The sequence below is a fragment of the Megasphaera sp. AF13-6AC genome (assembly GCF_027685385.1).
Lineage (GTDB): Bacteria > Bacillota > Negativicutes > Veillonellales > Megasphaeraceae > Megasphaera > Megasphaera micronuciformis.
Window position 1 is genome coordinate 610 of record NZ_JAQCUN010000234.1, and the last position, 573, is coordinate 1,182.

General features: G+C 45.7%; 1 protein-coding gene. It reads right to left on the bottom strand.

Translation table 11 applies throughout. The features are described from left to right. Positions 1-573: POTRA domain-containing protein (locus PGX78_RS08450; RefSeq protein ID WP_333524032.1), on the bottom strand; the 573-nt coding region annotated here is incomplete at both ends.

Here is a 573-nt window from a genome sequence, read left to right on the forward strand (position 1 = left end):
CTGGAAGAGACGGACATTGACGTCTTCGAAGTAACCCGTATTGTAAATTCGTTCAATACTGCGGCTGGCCAGATTACGATTAAATACATCGCCCTGTTTAAAACGAAGTTCGCGACGAATAACGCGATCTTTCGTCTTCTTGTTGCCCTTAATGTCGATGCGTTCCACATGACCTTCAGTAATGCCGATATGTAAGATACCGTTTTCATCCATATTGACAGCCGTAACGTGGCTGAGGATATACCCCTGATTTGCATAGTAGCGGTTCAGTTCGAAAATATCCTTGCTCACAATCGTCGAATTAAGAACCGTACCCGGTTGGATATGGAGCATCTTTTCGAGGTCTTCAGACTTAATGGAATCATTGCCCGTAAATTCGATGCCCTTTAAAACGGGATTCATTTCCACTTCGTAATTAAGTGCTACCCCTTCAGGCACAGCCGTGAATACGGGCTTTACGGAAGCAAAGAGTCCCGATGATCCCAATACATTCAAATCGTGGCGTACGTAATTCGCTTCTATGGCGTCACCGGAGCGCATGGCAAGACGAGGCAGAAACTTTTGAGCCAATGC